The sequence below is a fragment of the Rathayibacter sp. RFBD1 genome, assembly GCF_002932915.1.
Taxonomy (GTDB): domain Bacteria; phylum Actinomycetota; class Actinomycetes; order Actinomycetales; family Microbacteriaceae; genus Rathayibacter.
This window is the reverse complement of the sequence record NZ_PSWQ01000025.1, coordinates 14,774-30,574: the sequence shown is the minus strand read 5'-3', so window position 1 is coordinate 30,574 and position 15,801 is coordinate 14,774. Positions and strand designations below refer to the sequence as shown.

Here is a 15,801-nt window from a genome sequence, read left to right as displayed (position 1 = left end):
TGTGCGCCATGACGATCGAGCTGCACTTCACCAAGGGCCAGGGCACCGGCAACGACTTCGTGCTCTTCAGCGACCCGGACGGTGAGGTCGACCTCTCGCCCGCGCAGATCGCGATGATCTGCGACCGCCACTTCGGCGTCGGCGCCGACGGCGTCATCCGTGCCGTCCGCTCCCGTGCGATCCCGGAGGGCGCCGCGGCCCTGGCCGAGGAGAGCGAGGCGGAGTGGTTCATGGACTACCGCAACGCCGACGGCTCGCTCGCCGAGATGTGCGGCAACGGCATCCGCGTCTACGCCGCGTTCCTGCTCGCGGGCGGCCTCGCGACGCTCGAGCCCGGCGACACCCTGCCGATCGGCACCCGCGCCGGCGTCCGCGACGTCACCCGCAGCGGTGCCGGGTTCCAGGTCGACCTCGGCCGCTGGGAGCTGGCGGGCGGCGAGCCCCTGGTGCGGGCGAAGGAGCTCAAGGTCGCGCGCCCCGGTCTCGGGATCGACCTCGGCAATCCGCACGTGGTCGTCGCCCTCAGCAACGACGAGGAGCTCGACTCCGCCGACCTCTCCTACATCCCGCAGCTCGACCCGGAGCCCGAGGACGGCGCGAACGTCGAGTTCGTGGTTCCCGGCGAGCCCCTGGTCCACGACGGCATCGGGCGGATCCGGATGCGCGTGCACGAGCGCGGCAGCGGCGAGACCCTGAGCTGCGGCACGGGTGCCGCGGCGGCGGCACTGGCGGTGCGCTACTGGGCGGGAGCGCGCGCTCCGCAGGCCTGGCGCGTGGAGGTCCCGGGCGGCACGCTCGGCGTGACGATGTTCGCGGCGGAGGAGGGCGAGCACGTCGGGCTCTCCGGCCCGGCCGACCTCGTCTTCACCGGGACGATCCGGATCGACTGAGGACCCGGTCAGGCCAGGCGGGTCGTCCGCAGCACGCGGAAGCCCTTCGCCGAGGAGACGCGCTCCACGTCGAGCCGCCCGGCGAACGCGGCGCCCAGCCAGGTCTGGAGCGAGTCTGAGCCGAGGTTGCGCTGCACGACGAGCCAGGCGTCCGCGCCCTCCTCGAGCCGCGGCAGCCAGCGTTCGAGCAGGAGGTGCAGCTCCTCCTTGCCGATGCGGATCGGCGGGTTCGACCACACGGTGCGGAAGCGGACGTCGTCGGGAACATCCTCGGGCAGCACGGCGTTGACATTGAGGACGCCGAGTTCCTCGCAGTTGCGACGGACCAGCTCGAGCGCCCGCTGGTTGACGTCGACCGCCCACACCCGGGCGGCGGGGGAGGCGAGGGCGAGCGCGAGGGCGATCGGGCCCCAGCCGCAGCCGAGGTCCAGCAGGTCCCCGTCAGCGGGGGCGTCGGGCACCGCGTCCAGCAGGACGCGTGTGCCGAGATCGACGTGACCGGGGCTGAACACCCCTCCTGCCGTCGTGACCTCGAGGTCGCGGCCGGCCAGGCGGGCCTGGATCCTGCGGGGCCGGAGGTCGCCGTCGGGAGTACTCGAGAAGTAGTGCTCGGCGGCCATGAGAAGTGAACCTATCAAGACCTGAGGAGTTAGTGTTATCCGGATGACGGAAGACCTGAACGAGACCGACACGACCGAGGCCGTGGACGTCGTCTCGAGGGTCCTGGCGAACGCGCAGTCGCGTTCGGCGGGGTACTCGCGCTTCGTCGCGGGTGGAGCCCAGGCGCTGCAGAGCGCCGGCCACGAGGGCGAGAACAGCGACGGCGAGCAGTTCGACCGCGACGACCGGCAGGCGCTGCGACGCGTCGCCGGCCTCTCGACCGAGCTCGAGGACGTCACGGAGGTCGAGTACCGCCAGCTGCGCCTGGAGAACGTCGTGCTCATCGGCGTGTACTCGCAGAATTCGCTGGAGGACGCGGAGAACTCGCTGCACGAGCTCGCCGCGCTCGCGGAGACGGCGGGAGCGACGGTCCTCGACGGCCTGCTCCAGCGCCGCCCGCACCCCGATCCGAGCACCTACCTCGGCAAGGGCAAGGCCCAGGAGCTCGCGGGGCTCGTCGCGGCCCTCGGCGCGGACACGGTCGTCGCCGACACCGAGCTCGCACCGAGCCAGCGGCGTGCGCTGGAGGACGTGGTGAAGGTCAAGGTGATCGACCGCACCGCGGTGATCCTCGACATCTTCAGCCAGCACGCGAAGAGCCGTGAGGGCAAGGCGCAGGTCGAGCTCGCGCAGCTCGAGTACCTGCTCCCGCGACTGCGCGGCTGGGGCGAGTCCATGTCCCGCCAGGCCGGCGGCCAGGTGGGCGCGGGAGCCGGAATGGGCTCGCGCGGTCCGGGTGAGACGAAGATCGAGCTCGATCGTCGCCGCATCCACACCCGCATGGCGCGCCTGCGCAAGCAGATCACGGCGATGAAGCCCGCCCGCGAGGCCAAGCGCGCGAACCGCAAGCGCAACGCCGTCCCCTCGGTGGCGATCGCGGGGTACACGAACGCCGGCAAGTCGAGCCTGCTGAACCGGATGACGCACGCGGGCGTCCTCGTCGAGAACTCGCTCTTCGCGACCCTCGACGCCACCGTCCGCAAGGCCCAGACGAAGGACGGGCGCCTCTACACGCTCGCCGACACGGTCGGCTTCGTGCGAGCGCTTCCGCACCAGCTCGTCGAGGCCTTCCGGTCGACGCTCGAGGAGGTCGCGGACTCCGATGTGATCGTCCACGTCGTGGACGCCTCCCACCCCGATCCGGCCGGGCAGATCGCCACCGTGCGCGACGTGATCGGCGAGGTGGGCGCCCGCACCATCCCCGAGATCATCGCCTTCAACAAGGCCGATCTGGTGGACGAGGGCACGCGGCTGGTGCTGCGCGGTCTCGCTCCCGACGCGGTCTTCGTGTCGGCGCGCAGCGGCGAGGGCATCGACGAGCTGGAGGCGCGGATCGCCGAGATCCTGCCCGAGCCGGACGTCGAGATCGACCTGCTCGTGCCGTACGACCGGGGCGACGTGATCTCGCATCTGCACCGCAGCGGCCGGATCCTGTCGACGCAGTACGTCGAGGGCGGCACCCACGTGGTCGCCCTCGTGCACGCCGATCTGGCGGGCTCGCTCACCGAGTTCGCGGTTCCGCGCGCGGCCGTCCAGGCCTGATCGCCACCACCCGAGCGCCCGTCTCCCCGTCAGGGAGGCGGGCGCTCGGCGCATCCGGGAGGGGGTGCGGCGACCCGCACCGCCGACCGGCGGCGGCCGGAGGGTTCGGCGACGGGGTTTCGGCGGCCCTCCTCCGCCTTCCCGTGACCGCGACGGAGGGGCGCGCGCCCCGATCGCCGGTGCCCGTCGAACGCAGGAGGGGCCCGGCCGGCTGCACGCCGGTCGGGCCCCTCCTGCGTTCCCGGTGTCAGACCGAGCGGAGGACCGCCACGATCTTCCCGAGCACCTCGGCCTCGTCGCCGAGGATCGGCTCGAAGTTGGAGTTGCGGGGCAGCAGCCAGGTGTGGCCGTCGCGCTGGCGCAGCACCTTGACGGTGGCCTCGCCGTCGAGCATGGCCGCTACGATCTCGCCGTTCTCGGCGGTGCGCTGCGAGCGGACCACGACCCAGTCGCCGTCGCAGATCGCGGCGTCGATCATCGACTCGCCGACGACCTTGAGCATGAAGAGCTCGCCCTTGCCGACGAGCTGCCGGGGAAGCGGGAACACCTCGTCGATCTGCTGGTCGGCCATGATCGGCACACCCGCCGCGATCCGGCCGACGAGGGGGACCATCGCCGCGTCGCCGACCGTCGCGGTCGACTCGAACGACCCGTCGTCCTCCGTCGAGCTGGGGACGTCGATGAGGATCTCGAGGGCGCGGGGCCGGTTCGGGTCGCGGCGCAGGTAGCCGCTGAGCTCGAGCTGGTTGAGCTGGTGGGTGACGCTCGACAGCGAGGCGAGGCCGACCGCGTCGCCGATCTCCCGCATGCTCGGCGGGTAGCCGCGGCTCGACACCGAGCGCTGGATCGCGTCGAGGATCGCGAGCTGCTTGGCGCTCAGGCTCTTCCGGCGCCGGCCCGCGGCCGCCTTCGTCTTGGCGGCCGGGGTCCCGGCCCTCTGCGCGTCGCTCACGATGCTCCCTCTTCCCGGTGCGCACGCCGCGTGCGCGCCCGCCCGGTCGCGACCCGACAAGGAATGTCGGTGGTCGCTGCTGTACTACGACCAGGCTCTCGAAACTGTATCCGCCGGAACTCCCGACTCGGAACATTCGTTCGAGTGTGTCGCGCGCGAGTCCGCCCGCGGATCAGCCGGACGGTCCCTTGACCGCTCCGTCGTTCGAAGATATGTTCGGTACAGGCGTTCGGGGCGGCCCTCCCGGCCGAGGGCCTCTCCGAATCCCTGTTGAAAGGAGCGATCCCATGACCGCACAGCTCACCTCCCGCCCGCTGCAGCGCTCGTCCGCGGCCCGGCCCGTCGAGGTCCTGCCGTCCGCTTCCGAGCCGATGAACGCGTTCGGCGAGGCGCGGATCGTCCGCACCCGTCTCCGCCTCACGCGCCGCGGCCGCGCCGTGGTGGCCGCTCTGGGAGCCCTGCCGATCGTCGCGGGCGCCTTCGCCTTCGGGCTCAACGGCGGTGGAGCGGTCGCGTCGAGCGACGCCGCTGTGGTCGAGTTCCAGTACGTCACCGTCCACGCGGGCGAGTCGCTCTGGTCGCTCGCCGAGGAGCTCGCCCCGCAGGCGGACCCGCGCGACGTGGTCGACGACATCCTCTCCCTCAACCAGCTCTCGAGCGCGGGCGTCGAGCCCGGGCAGCGCCTCGCCGTCCCGGCCGAGTACGACACCGCTCGCTGAGCCGGGCTGCCCGGTCGTCCGCGTCGGGCGCTTCGCTACCATTCCCTGGTGACGACTCTCGACGACCTGCCCCTCCGCGACGACCTCCGAGGCAAGCACCCGTACGGCGCACCCCAGGCGGTCGTGCCCGTCGCCCTCAACGTCAACGAGAACACCCACCCGGTCCCGGACGACGTGATCGCCGACATCGTCGGGCGGGTCTCGGAGGCGCTGCGCACCGTCAACCGGTACCCCGACCGCGAGTTCCGAGAGCTGCGCGACTCCCTCGCCGGCTACCTCGGTCACGGGCTCACCGCGGACGGCGTGTGGGCTGCGAACGGATCGAACGAGGTGCTCCAGCACGTCCTTCAGGCGTTCGGCGGTCCCGGGCGCTCGCTGCTGGGGTTCGCGCCCACCTACTCGATGTACTCGATCCTCGCGTCGGGGAGCGGAACGGAGTGGATCCCCGCTCCGCGCGAGGCGGAGTTCGAGATCGGAGCCGAGTACGCCGCGGAGCAGGTGCGCCGGGCCCGGCCCGACATCGTCTTCCTCTGCGCGCCGAACAACCCGACCGGGACGCCGCTCGACCTCGCCGTGATCGAGGCGGTCTACGACGCGACCGACGGCATCGTCGTCGTCGACGAGGCGTACGCCGAGTTCGCCGGCAGGGGCGCGCCCACTGCGCTGAGCCTCCTCCCCGGGCGACCGCGCCTGCTCGTGTCCCGCACCATGAGCAAGGCCTTCGCCTTCGCCGGCGTCCGGCTGGGCTACCTCGCCGCCGACCCCGCGGTGATCGACGCGCTCCGCCTCGTCCGCCTCCCGTACCACCTGTCGGCCCTCACCCAGGCCGCCGCGACCGCCGCCCTCGCTCACGCCGACGAGATGCTCGCCATGGTCGGCGAGATCATCGTGCAGCGCGACCGGATGATCGACGGCCTGCGCGCCCTCGGCTACCGCCCGTACGCGACCGGCAGCAACTTCGTCCTCTTCGGCGGTGTCGCGGATCCGGCCGCCGTGTTCGAGGGCCTGCTCGCCCGCGGCGTCCTCATCCGCGACGTCGGCATCCCGAACCACCTCCGTGTCAGCGCCGGCACCGAGGAGGAGACGACCGCGTTCCTCGAGGCGCTCGCCTCCCTCCCCGCACCGTCGGCCGACCCCGCGGTGGCGCTCTCGCGCGAGTGAGCTCCGCCCGGGGGCGGCGACGCGGCGCGAATAGACTGGGAGGCATGACCTCCCCGAGCGCCGCACCCGGGCGCACCGCCTCCCTCAGCCGTGCCACCAGCGAGTCGAGCATCGAGCTCTCCCTCGACCTCGACGGCACGGGCGTCGCCGATCTCGAGACCGGCGTGCCCTTCTTCGACCACCTGCTGACGGCGTTCGCGAAGCACTCGCTCACGGACCTGCACGTCCGGGCCCGCGGCGACATCGAGATCGACATCCACCACACCGCGGAGGACATCGGCATCGTGCTCGGCACGGCCATCCGTCAGGCGCTCGGCGACAAGGCCGGGATCTCCCGCTTCGGCGACGCGCTCGTCCCCCTCGACGAGGCGCTCGTGCAGGCCGTCGTCGACATCTCGGGGCGCCCCTACCTCGTGCACACCGGCGAGCCGGAGGGCTTCGCGCTGCACCTGATCGGCGGCCACTTCACCGGGTCGATGGTGCGCCACGTCTTCGAGGCGATCGCGTTCAACGCCGGCCTCACCGTGCACGTCACGGTGCTCGGCGGCAGGGACCCGCACCACATCGCCGAAGCGGAGTTCAAGGCGTTCGCCCGCGCCTTCCGTCAGGCCAAGGCCCTCGACCCGCTCGTCTCCGGCGTGCCGTCGACGAAGGGCGCGCTGTGAGCTCGGCCCGCCCCTCCGTCGTGGTCTACGACTACGGCTCGGGGAACGTGCACTCCGCCGTCAAGGCGCTCGAGCTCGCCGGGGCCGACGTCGAGCTGACGGGGGACCGGCAGCGGGCGCTGGAGGCGGACGGCCTCCTCGTGCCCGGCGTCGGCGCCTTCGACGCCGTGATGTCGGCACTGACCCGCGCCCGCGGCGGCGAGATCATCGAGAAGCGCCTCGCCGGCGGGCGCCCCGTGCTGGGCATCTGCGTCGGGATGCAGGTGCTCTTCGAGCGCGGCGTCGAGCGCGGGGTCGAGAGCGAGGGCCTGGGCGAGTGGCCGGGGACGGTCGACCTCCTCCCGGCCGAGGTCGTCCCGCACATGGGCTGGAACACCGTCTCCGCTCCCGAGGGCTCGGTGCTCTTCGACGGCATCGCCGAGGAGCGCTTCTACTTCGTGCACTCCTACGGCGCCCGCGAGTGGTCGCTCGACGTGATGCCCCCGTTCCCGCGTCCCGCGGTCACCTGGGCCGATCACGGAGGCCCCTTCATCGCCGCGGTCGAGAACGGGCCGCTCTCGGCCACGCAGTTCCACCCCGAGAAGTCGGGGGCCGCCGGGCTCCGGCTGCTGGCCAATTGGCTGCGCACCCTCCGCACGAACTAGGATCGGCCGGTGGTCGGCGCCTCCAGGGGCCGGCACCGGCTCCGAGACTGAGGATGACGATGAGCGAGTTCACCAAGGCCCCGGGCCTGGTCCTCCTGCCCGCGATCGACGTGGCGGGCGGCAGGGCCGTGCGGCTCACGCAGGGCGAGGCCGGGACCGAGACCAACTACGGCGACCCGATCGACGCCGCGGGCGACTGGGCCGACCAGGGCGCGGAGTGGATCCACCTCGTCGACCTCGACGCCGCCTTCGGCCGCGGCGACAACCACGGCATCATGAAGAAGGTCATCCGGCAGGTGAAGGGCGTCAACGTCGAGCTCTCCGGCGGGATCCGCGACGACCGCAGCCTCGAGTCCGCGCTGAGCGCCGGCGCGAAGCGCATCAACCTCGGAACCGCGGCGCTCGAGAACCCCGAGTGGGCCGCGAGCGTCATCGCGCAGTACGGCGACCAGATCGCCGTCGGGCTCGACGTCCGGGGCACCACGCTCGCCGCGCGCGGCTGGACCAAGGAGGGCGGCGACCTCTGGCAGGTCCTCGACCGCCTGGAGGAGGCCGGCTGCACCCGCTACGTCGTCACCGACGTCACGAAGGACGGCACGCTCAAGGGCCCGAACCTCGAGCTCCTCGAGCAGGTCATGGCCCGCACCCACCGCCCCGTGATCGCCTCGGGCGGCATCTCGAACCTCGACGACATCGCCGCTCTGCGCGACCTCGTGCCCCAGGGGCTCGAGGGCGCGATCGTCGGCAAGGCGCTGTACGCGGGCGCGTTCACGCTCGCGGAGGCCCTGGATGTCGCATCCGAGTGAGCCCCGCCCGCTCCCGGCGCATCTGACCGACTCGGCCGGCACCCCCTGGGCGGGCCGGCACTTCGAGCCGAGCGCAGCACCGGAGGACGACGGAAGCGCCCCGGAGGCGCTGGTCGCAGCGCTCGAGTCCTTCGCCGGTGGCACTCGCGGCCCGGAGGCCGTGGTCGACGCGATACGCACGTCCCGCCTGCTCATCCCGCTGGTCGCCCGCCTCGGCGAGGAGGCCGAGGGGGTCGGGGGACTCCGGGCGGACAAGACGCAGGAGCTCGCGATCGTCACGGTCGCCGGACCCGACGGCCGCACGGTGCTCCCCGTCTTCAGCGGCGTCGAGAGCATGCGCCGATGGGACCCGGCCGCCCGTCCCGTCCCGGTCGACGGGCGCCGCGCGGCCCTGGCGGCCGTCGCGGAGGGCACCGAGGTGATGGTCCTCGACCCCGCGTCCGAGCGGGAGTTCGCGGTTCGGCGCCCGGCGCTCTGGGCGATCGCGGAGGGCGGCGACTGGCGGCCGGCCCCCGCCGATGCGGAGGTGCTCCGGGCTCTGCGCGCGGCTGCGGAGGGGGAGCGGGCGGTCGCCTCGCTCGAGGTGCGCGCGGGAGACCCGGAGCAGCGCCTCGCGGGCCCCGAGCTCGTGGTGGTCCTGAGCCTGCGCCCGGGGCTCGATCAGGACGCGCTCGGCGCCCTCGTCGCGCGCCTGGGGAAGCGGTGGGCGGCCGACGAGACCGTCGCGCAGCGCGTCGACTCGATGACGCTGCAGCTCGCCGCCGCCCGCTGACTTCCGATCAGGTGACCGGGCCGGTCCACTTCTCGCCCGGGCCCTTGCCGATCGGGTCGGCGATGGGGGAAGCCTCACGGAACGCGAGCTGGAGGGTGCGGAGGCCGTCGCGCAGGCTCCGGGCGTGCATGTCGCTGATGTCGGGCGCCCCGGCCGTGACCAGGCCCGCGAGCGCGTTGATGAGCTTGCGCGCCTCGTCGAGGTCGACCTGCGCTCCGGGCTCGTCGGCGAGCCCGCACTTGACCGCGGCCGCGCTCATCAGGTGCACGGCCGCGGTGGTGATGATCTCCACCGCCGGGACCTCCGCGATGTCGCGGGCGGCCTCCACGTCGGAGGCCCCGCCGTCCTCGCCGAATCGTCGCGTGTAGTCGTCGTCGTACTGGGCCATGGGTCCTTCGTTCATCGTGCGTGGTGGAGGGGCGCGGCCGCCGGAGCAGAGGATCGAGGGGCGGCCGGATCTGCTCTGTCGGGCGGGCCGCCGGTCTGCTATGGTTGTCCGGGCTCCGAGGCATGTCCTCGGTTCGAAAGTGGAGATTCTCCCACCCGCGCTTGACCGCTTCACAAGGTTACCGGGTCAGAAGCACTCCGCCCCCGAGGGTCGTCAGACCACCGGAGGCAGGGCTGCGGCTCTCGAGGTCCGCCTCGGGAACCGCGTCACAGGGTGCGAGCGCCGTGCTGCAGGCACGACGTGGACGGGACGATCACCTCTCTCGGGTGCGCTGGAGAAGACTCCGGCAGCGCAGCTGCACTCACCGAGATCAGAGGAGAAACGCAATCAGCGATCCCCGTACCAACGACCGTATCCGCGTCCCCGAGGTCCGCCTCGTGGGTCCCGCAGGAGAACAGGTCGGCGTCGTCAAGATCGAGGTCGCCCTGCGACTCGCGCAGGACGCAGACCTGGACCTGGTCGAGGTCGCCCCCAACTCCAAGCCGCCCGTGGCCAAGATCATGGACTACGGGAAGTTCAAGTACGAGCAGGCTCAGAAGCTCAAGGAAGCCCGTCGCAACCAGGCGAACACGATCCTCAAAGAGGTCCGTTTCCGCCTGAAGATCGACAAGCACGACTACGAGACCAAGCGCAAGCGCGCCGAGGGCTTCCTGAAGGCCGGCGACAAGGTCAAGGCGATGATCCTCTTCCGCGGTCGCGAGCAGTCGCGCCCCGAGATGGGCGTCCGTCTGCTCCAGCGCTTCGCGGAGGACGTCGCCGAGTTCGGCCAGGTCGAGTCCACCCCGACCATCGACGGTCGCAACATGGTGATGGTCATCGGCCCGCTGAAGAACAAGTCCGAGGCGAAGGCCGAGGCCAATGCGGTCCGCGCCGCTCGTCGCGAGGCCAACACCCCCGAGGACACGGCCGAGGCCGAGTCCGTCTAGTACTTCGCCGCCCCGGCCTCGGGGCCGGTGGACGCCCCGCTCGCGGGGCACCGGTTTCGCCCCGCCGAGCGCGGAGTGACGTTCACAAGGAGAGAACATGCCCAAGATGAAGACCCACTCGGGTGCCAAGAAGCGCTTCAAGGTGACCGGCTCCGGCAAGGTCATGAAGCAGCAGGCCGGCATGCGTCACAACCTGGAGTCCAAGTCCAGCGTTCGCACCCGCCGCCTCAACCAGGACCAGGTCCTCGCCCCGCAGGACGCCAAGGTCGCCAAGAAGCTTCTCGGTCTGTAGCCCACCGCCGGCGCAGCCCGCTGCGCCGCGTGGTCGCTACTCAGCCGACACGGATCGATAGGAAGAAACAGCAATGGCAAGAGTGAAGAGGGCCGTCAACGCCCACAAGAAGCGTCGCGTCATCCTCGAGCGCGCCTCGGGCTACCGCGGCCAGCGGTCGCGCCTCTACCGCAAGGCGAAGGAGCAGGTCACCCACTCCCTCGTCTACTCGTACCGCGACCGCCGCGCCAAGAAGGGCGAGTTCCGTCGTCTCTGGATCCAGCGCATCAACGCCGCGTCCCGCGCGAACGGCCTGACCTACAACCGCTTCATCCAGGGCCTCGCCCTGGCCGGCGTCCAGGTCGACCGCCGCATCCTCGCGGACCTCGCGATCACCGAGCCGGCCACGTTCGCCTCGCTCGTCGCGACCGCGAAGAGCGCGCTGCCCGCCGACACCTCGGCGCCCAAGGCCGCAGCGTAGTCAGCACGGCTTCCCGGAGGGGGTCGCGACCGAGAGGTCGCGGCCCCCTCCGTCGTCCGCAGGCCCTTCCGCGCCGTGTCTGCGGGGGCGGCGATCACCGCGCCGATAGGCTCGCCGCATGCTCGACAACCCCCGCTCTCCCCGTGTCCGCTCCGTGGCGAAGCTCACCCGCCGCCCGGCCCGGCTCGAGACGGGGCTCTTCCTCCTCGAGGGCCCGCAGGCACTCTCCGAGGCGCTGCAGTACCGCCCGGAGCTGATCGTCGAGTCGTTCGCGACTCCGACCGCTCTGGAGCGCCACCCCGAGATCGTCGCCGCCGCCGCCGAGGCGGAGGTGGAGATCGAGTACGTGACCGAGGACGTCCTCGACGCGATGGCCGACACCGTCACTCCGCAGGGCTTCGTCGCGGTCTGCCGTCAGTTCCCCACGTCGCTCAAGGACGTCGTCGCCTCCGAGCCGCGCCTCGTGGCGGTGCTCGAGGAGGTCCGCGATCCGGGCAACCTCGGCACGATCATCCGTGCCGCCGACGCCGCCGGCGCCGACGCGGTCGTGCTGTCCGGCCGCTCGGTCGACCTCTACAATCCCAAGGTCGTGCGCTCCACGACCGGCTCGCTCTTCCACCTCCCGGTCGCGGTCGGCGCCGACCTCACCGACGTGCTGGGCCGGCTCCGCGGCGTGGGCCTCCGCTCCGTCGCGGCCGACGTGAAGGGGGAGGACCTGCTCGACGTCCGCGCACGCGGGGACCTCGCCCAGCCGACCGTCTGGGTCTTCGGCAACGAGGCGCGCGGCCTCGAGGACGAGTCGCTCGCCCTCGTCGACGGAGTGGTCGCGGTGCCCATCTACGGGGCGGCGGAGTCGCTCAACCTCGCGACCGCGGCCTCCGTCTGCCTGTACGAGAGCGCCTTCGCGCTGCGTTCCTGAGAGGAACCGGGCCGAGGGTGCCGCGAACCTGGAGAACAGGGCGCGTTGTTACCCTTCGGTTAAGAATTCCCTCATGATTTGACCGGCCCATCCCCGTGTGCTTCTCTGACGGCATGGTCACAGCCCCGCAAGACGAGCGCGCCGCCGCTCCCGCCGGTGAACCCCTCGTCGTCCTCTCCGGGGTGCAGAAGCACTACGGCGACTTCCAGGCTCTGAAGGACATCGATCTGACGGTGCACCGGGGCGAGGTCGTCGTGGTCCTCGGCCCCTCCGGATCCGGCAAGTCGACGCTCTGCCGCACGGTCAACCGGCTCGAGACGATCTCGGGCGGCACCATCACCATCGACGGGCAGAAGCTCCCGGAGGAGGGCAAGGGCCTCGCCGCGCTCCGCGCCGACGTCGGGATGGTCTTCCAGTCGTTCAACCTCTTCGCGCACAAGACGATCCTCGAGAACGTCACCCTCGGCCCGATCAAGGTCCGCGGGCTCTCCCGCAAGGACGCGGAGGCCCAGGCCACGGCGCTGCTCGACCGGGTCGGCGTCGGCCACCAGGCCGCCAAGACCCCGGCCCAGCTCTCCGGCGGGCAGCAGCAGCGCGTCGCGATCGCGCGGGCGCTGGCGATGAAGCCCAAGGTGATGCTGTTCGACGAGCCGACCTCGGCGCTCGACCCCGAGATGATCAACGAGGTCCTGGACGTGATGGTCGGGCTCGCCAAGGACGGGATGACGATGATCGTCGTCACCCACGAGATGGGCTTCGCCCGGAAGGCCGCCGACCGCGTCGTGTTCATGGCCGACGGCGAGATCCTCGAGGACACCGACCCGGAGTCGTTCTTCACCGCGCCCCGCACCGACCGGGCCAAGGACTTCCTCTCCAAGCTCATCACGCACTAGAAGCGCGATCCGCAGCCACCAGGCAGGTCGGACCCGTGACCCGGGAGCCGACCCGACATCGCCCGCTCCGGCGGGCCGAACCCCAGGAAGGACGATCATGCGCACCAGGCTCATGTTCATGACCGCGGGACTCGCAGCAGCGACCCTCGCCCTCGCCGGCTGCTCCGGCGACTCCGGAACCGCCGGCGGCGGCGCCGGTGGAGGCTCCGAGGGAGGGACCTCCGCGTACGAGGTCGCCTCCGACGTGACCCTCGAGGGCAGCCCGACCTTCGACGCGATGACCGCGGACGGCAAGGTCGTCATCGGCGTCAAGGAGGATCAGCCCGGGCTGGGCTACCTCGACGCGGCGACCGGCGAGCGCTCCGGGTTCGACATCGAGATCGCGAAGTGGACCGCCGCCTCGCTCGGCTTCGCGGCCGACGCCATCGAGTTCAAGGCGATCCCGTCCGCCAACCGCGAAGCGTCGATCGTGAACGGCGACATCGACTACTACGTCGGCACCTACTCGATCACCGACAAGCGCAAGGAGCAGGTCGGCTTCGCCGGACCCTACTTCGAGACCGGCCAGCAGCTGCTCGTCGCGGCCGACAACGACACGATCACCGGACCGGACGACCTCACCGCCGACACCACCGTGTGCTCGGCCACCGGCTCCACCCCGATCCAGAACATCCGCACCAACTACCCCGAGGTGAAGACCGAGGAGTTCGACACGTACTCGCAGTGCGTGGACGCGCTCGCCGACGGCACCGTCGACGCCGTCACCACCGACGGCGCGATCCTGATCGGCTACGCCGCTCAGCGGCCCGACGAGCTCAAGGTCGTCGGCGAGCCCTTCAGCACCGAGCTGTACGGCATCGGCCTGCCCAAGGACGACGACGCCCTGCGCCACTTCGTCAACGGCATGCTGACCGACGGCGGCGAGACCTGGAGCGCCATCTACGACGAGACGCTCGGCCAGTCCGGCACGACCGTCACCCAGCCGGCGGTGAACGACTACTAGGAGGCGCCCCGGGCGGCCCGACCGCCGCCCGGGGGTCCCCTCTCCTCGACCACCACCACCGCTCCGACAGAAGGGCCAGCCGCATGGATGTCCTGTTGAACAACCTCGACGTCTACGTCCCGGCCTTCGGCAACACCCTGATCCTCTTCAGCGTCTCGCTCGTGTTCGCCCTGCTGATCGGCACGGTGGTCGGCGCGATGCGCGTCTCGCCCGTCCCGATCGCCCGCGCGGTCGGCACGGTGTACGTGAACACCATCCGGAACACCCCGCTCACGCTGGTGATGTTCTTCTTCGCCTTCGGCTACCCCAAGCTCGACCTGCCGCAGGTGGACTACACGAACCTGGCGATCTGCGCCCTCAGCCTCTACACCGCGACCTACATCGCGGAGGTGCTGCGCTCGGGCATCAACACCGTGCCGATCGGCCAGGCCGAGGCCGCCCGCGCGATCGGCCTCGACTTCGGCCTCACGATGACGCAGGTCGTCCTGCCCCAGGCCTTCCGCTCCGTGATCCCGCCGCTCATGAGCGTCCTGATCGCGCTGCTGAAGAACACCACCGTCGCCGCCGGCTTCTCGGTCGCGGAGGCGGGCACCATCGTCCGCGTCCTCAACGAGCGCGGCGAGAACAGCCTCATCGTCGTCCTCTGGGTGGCCCTGGTCTTCGTGGTCCTGGTCACCCTGCTCTCGCTCGTCCAACGTCAGCTCGAGAAGAAGTGGAGGGTCGCCCGATGAGCTCCGTCCTCTTCGACAACCCCGGCCCCCGGGCCGTCGTGCGCAACCGCGTCATCGGCGTCGTCGTCGTCCTGCTGATCGCGGCGTTCCTCGGCTTCGTGGTCTGGCGCTTCGCGGAGTCCGGCCAGTTCGACGCCTCCAAGTGGCGCGCGTTCGGCTACCCGCTGGTCTGGCAGAGCATCGGCGGCGCCCTCGGCCGCACGCTCGCGGCCTTCGCCACGGCGGGCGTCGCCAGCCTCGTCCTCGGCCTCCTCCTGGCGATCGGCCGGCTCTCGGACCGGCGCTGGATCAACGTCCCCGTCACGCTCTTCATCGAGCTGTTCCGGGCGATCCCCGTCCTGATCCTGATGATGCTGATGTACTACGGCCTGCCGTTCGCTGGCCTCAAGCTCAGCCCCTACCTCGCCGTCGTCATCGCCCTGACCCTCTACAACGGCTCCGTCTTCTCCGAGATCTTCCGCGCCGGCATCGAAGCCCTCCCGCGAGGACAGAAGGAGGCGGGCTACGCGATCGGCCTGCGCAAGTCCGGCGTGATGCGGCTCATCCTGTTCCCCCAGGCGATCCGCTCGATGCTGCCCGTGATCATCGCCCAGCTCGTCGTCGCCCTCAAGGACACGGCGCTCGGCTCGATCATCACCTACAACGAGCTGCTGTACTACGCGCGCTACCTGGGCAACCAGTCGAGCCTCGACAGCCCGATCATCCCGGCGGCGATCGTCATCGGAGCGATCTACATCGGCATCTGCCTCCTCCTCTCGGGGCTGGCGAAGTGGATCGAGATCCGCACGAAGAGCGGCGGACGCGGCGGCCGCACCATCGGCGGCCACCCCGCAGCCCGCGCGCAGACGGACACGCAGCTGATCGCTGTGCAGGACTGAACTGTGAGGATCGACCGAGGGCGATCCTCACCGCGGTCGGCTTCCTGACGGGGTCGGGTTCCGCAGAGCGTCCTGCGTCCGGCTAGGAGGAATCGCTCGCACGCGATTCCTCCGTTCGCCTCGAGGGTCCGGCGATCGCTCAGCGCATCGAGCGGTGGTGCTCCGCTCCGGCGTCGTCGACGCGGAGGCGGTGGTGATCGGGGAGTCGCGATCGATCCGGGCGTCTTCTCGTCCTCCCGTCCGGCGGTGCCCCCCCTCCTGCCGGTCGAGCAGCCTCCGACCCCGGCGTAGCGAGAACCCGCCCCTGCTGGTCGAGCAGCGCCGGCGGCGAGGCTTCGAGGGCCGTCGGCGCAGACGGTGGCCTGGCCGCGGGCGAGCGCGACGAGCACCGCGCGCGGGCGGCGGGAGGGGGCGGAGGCCCTCGCCTACACTGGGGGATC

General features: G+C 71.4%; 19 protein-coding genes. 16 read left to right on the top strand and 3 right to left on the bottom strand.

The window, feature by feature from the left end; translation table 11 throughout:
* The first annotated feature begins 8 nt into the window (after positions 1 to 8).
* On the top strand, positions 9 to 890 hold the full coding sequence (gene dapF / locus C5D50_RS14080; RefSeq protein ID WP_104283783.1) for a diaminopimelate epimerase: 882 nt from the start codon (positions 9 to 11) through the stop codon (positions 888 to 890).
* 8 nt (positions 891 to 898) lie between these two features.
* Here dapF and C5D50_RS14075 read toward each other — a convergent pair whose 3' ends face one another.
* The gene (locus C5D50_RS14075; RefSeq protein ID WP_104283782.1) at positions 899 to 1,510 is read right to left on the bottom strand and encodes a class I SAM-dependent methyltransferase; all 612 of its coding nucleotides are present in this window, start codon (positions 1,508 to 1,510) and stop codon (positions 899 to 901) included.
* Positions 1,511 to 1,553: 43 nt separating this feature from the next.
* On the opposite strand from C5D50_RS14075, the gene hflX reads away from it, so the two are divergent.
* On the top strand, positions 1,554 to 3,092 hold the full coding sequence (gene hflX / locus C5D50_RS14070) for a GTPase HflX (RefSeq protein WP_104283781.1): 1,539 nt from the start codon (positions 1,554 to 1,556) through the stop codon (positions 3,090 to 3,092).
* 247 nt (positions 3,093 to 3,339) lie between these two features.
* Here hflX and lexA read toward each other — a convergent pair whose 3' ends face one another.
* On the bottom strand, positions 3,340 to 4,044 hold the full coding sequence (gene lexA / locus C5D50_RS14065; RefSeq protein WP_104224482.1) for a transcriptional repressor LexA: 705 nt from the start codon (positions 4,042 to 4,044) through the stop codon (positions 3,340 to 3,342).
* 287 nt (positions 4,045 to 4,331) lie between these two features.
* Between lexA and C5D50_RS14060 the strand changes: the two genes are divergently transcribed.
* Genes C5D50_RS14060 through C5D50_RS14035 form a run of 6 tightly spaced genes read left to right on the top strand, consistent with a single transcriptional unit; the run spans position 4,332 to position 8,811 of the window.
* Positions 4,332 to 4,763: a LysM peptidoglycan-binding domain-containing protein gene (locus C5D50_RS14060; RefSeq protein ID WP_308471100.1), complete on the top strand. Its 432-nt coding sequence runs from the start codon at positions 4,332 to 4,334 to the stop codon at positions 4,761 to 4,763.
* 45 nt (positions 4,764 to 4,808) lie between these two features.
* Entirely contained in the window at positions 4,809 to 5,924 is a 1,116-nt protein-coding gene (locus C5D50_RS14055; protein WP_104255583.1) for a histidinol-phosphate transaminase, read from the top strand.
* Positions 5,925 to 5,968: 44 nt separating this feature from the next.
* A complete protein-coding gene (gene hisB / locus C5D50_RS14050; protein WP_104233277.1) occupies positions 5,969 to 6,589 on the top strand; it encodes an imidazoleglycerol-phosphate dehydratase HisB in 621 nt (206 codons plus the stop codon).
* Complete coding sequence (hisH, locus tag C5D50_RS14045; RefSeq protein WP_104283780.1) at positions 6,586 to 7,233, top strand: imidazole glycerol phosphate synthase subunit HisH; 648 nt, start codon at positions 6,586 to 6,588, stop codon at positions 7,231 to 7,233. Before hisB ends, hisH begins: the two co-directional genes overlap by 4 nt.
* 59 nt (positions 7,234 to 7,292) lie before the next feature.
* Positions 7,293 to 8,039, top strand: coding sequence for a bifunctional 1-(5-phosphoribosyl)-5-((5-phosphoribosylamino)methylideneamino)imidazole-4-carboxamide isomerase/phosphoribosylanthranilate isomerase PriA (priA, locus tag C5D50_RS14040; protein ID WP_104224506.1), 747 nt, complete (start codon positions 7,293 to 7,295; stop codon positions 8,037 to 8,039).
* The gene (locus tag C5D50_RS14035) at positions 8,023 to 8,811 is read left to right on the top strand and encodes an SseB family protein (RefSeq protein ID WP_104283779.1); all 789 of its coding nucleotides are present in this window, start codon (positions 8,023 to 8,025) and stop codon (positions 8,809 to 8,811) included. The genes priA and C5D50_RS14035 overlap by 17 nt, the downstream gene beginning before the upstream one ends.
* A gap of 7 nt (positions 8,812 to 8,818) precedes the next feature.
* Here C5D50_RS14035 and C5D50_RS14030 read toward each other — a convergent pair whose 3' ends face one another.
* On the bottom strand, positions 8,819 to 9,199 hold the full coding sequence (locus C5D50_RS14030; protein WP_104313470.1) for a DUF1844 domain-containing protein: 381 nt from the start codon (positions 9,197 to 9,199) through the stop codon (positions 8,819 to 8,821).
* Between the two features lie 437 nt (positions 9,200 to 9,636).
* Here C5D50_RS14030 and infC point away from each other — a divergent pair, with 437 nt between their 5' ends.
* The 8 genes from infC to C5D50_RS13990 all read left to right on the top strand — a co-directional run bounded on the left by infC (position 9,637) and on the right by C5D50_RS13990 (position 15,361).
* Positions 9,637 to 10,185 carry a translation initiation factor IF-3 gene (gene infC / locus C5D50_RS14025; RefSeq protein ID WP_374952931.1) on the top strand — a complete coding sequence of 183 codons (549 nt, stop codon included), beginning with the start codon at positions 9,637 to 9,639 and terminating at the stop codon, positions 10,183 to 10,185.
* 97 nt (positions 10,186 to 10,282) lie between these two features.
* The gene (rpmI, locus tag C5D50_RS14020) at positions 10,283 to 10,477 is read left to right on the top strand and encodes a 50S ribosomal protein L35 (RefSeq protein ID WP_055793295.1); all 195 of its coding nucleotides are present in this window, start codon (positions 10,283 to 10,285) and stop codon (positions 10,475 to 10,477) included.
* Between the two features lie 73 nt (positions 10,478 to 10,550).
* On the top strand, positions 10,551 to 10,937 hold the full coding sequence (gene rplT, locus C5D50_RS14015; RefSeq protein ID WP_104224487.1) for a 50S ribosomal protein L20: 387 nt from the start codon (positions 10,551 to 10,553) through the stop codon (positions 10,935 to 10,937).
* Positions 10,938 to 11,055: 118 nt separating this feature from the next.
* Positions 11,056 to 11,856, top strand: coding sequence for an RNA methyltransferase (locus tag C5D50_RS14010; RefSeq protein WP_104283778.1), 801 nt, complete (start codon positions 11,056 to 11,058; stop codon positions 11,854 to 11,856).
* A gap of 113 nt (positions 11,857 to 11,969) precedes the next feature.
* Positions 11,970 to 12,749, top strand: a complete 780-nt coding sequence (locus C5D50_RS14005) for an amino acid ABC transporter ATP-binding protein (RefSeq protein WP_104224489.1) — start codon at positions 11,970 to 11,972, stop codon at positions 12,747 to 12,749.
* A 97-nt stretch (positions 12,750 to 12,846) separates the two neighbouring features.
* Positions 12,847 to 13,752, top strand: a complete 906-nt coding sequence (locus C5D50_RS14000) for a glutamate ABC transporter substrate-binding protein (protein ID WP_181073455.1) — start codon at positions 12,847 to 12,849, stop codon at positions 13,750 to 13,752.
* Positions 13,753 to 13,835: 83 nt separating this feature from the next.
* Positions 13,836 to 14,483 carry an amino acid ABC transporter permease gene (locus tag C5D50_RS13995; protein ID WP_104283777.1) on the top strand — a complete coding sequence of 216 codons (648 nt, stop codon included), beginning with the start codon at positions 13,836 to 13,838 and terminating at the stop codon, positions 14,481 to 14,483.
* On the top strand, positions 14,480 to 15,361 hold the full coding sequence (locus C5D50_RS13990) for an amino acid ABC transporter permease (RefSeq protein WP_104224492.1): 882 nt from the start codon (positions 14,480 to 14,482) through the stop codon (positions 15,359 to 15,361). Before C5D50_RS13995 ends, C5D50_RS13990 begins: the two co-directional genes overlap by 4 nt.
* Positions 15,362 to 15,801 lie beyond the last annotated feature (440 nt).